Annotated in this window: 1 protein-coding gene; it reads left to right on the top strand. The window is 70.2% G+C overall.

The annotated features are described in order from the left end of the window. The coding region (locus KVS71_RS17225) for an extracellular solute-binding protein (protein ID WP_217585127.1) at positions 1-315 on the top strand (315 nt) is incomplete at both ends.

Below are 315 nucleotides of genomic sequence, written 5' to 3'. Positions count from 1 at the left end.
GCGGAGGCGTACATCCAGGAGAAGGTCGCCTTCACGACCGGCGGCACCGGCTTCACGCCCGATCTGCAGAAGGACGCCCCGGCACTGCTGGAGAACACCGTCGCCACCCCGCGCCTCGGTGGCGCCCCGCTCTACGTGCAGGGCCTCAACGTCTCAGCCGACTCCGACAACAAGGAAGCGGCCCCGGCGTTCGCCGAGTTCGCGACGAACGAGGAGAACCAGGTCGCGTTCTCCTCCCTCGCGGTCGGCACTGCCCCGGCCACGGCCGACGGCGGCGACCAGGTCGTCGAGAACATCGCCTCCTCGGTCACGGAC

It is taken from the genome of Microbacterium sp. GbtcB4 (assembly GCF_019091465.1).
Lineage (GTDB): Bacteria > Actinomycetota > Actinomycetes > Actinomycetales > Microbacteriaceae > Microbacterium > Microbacterium paraoxydans.
The sequence above is the reverse complement of the archived record's forward strand: the minus strand, read 5'-3'. Positions and strand labels throughout refer to the sequence as shown.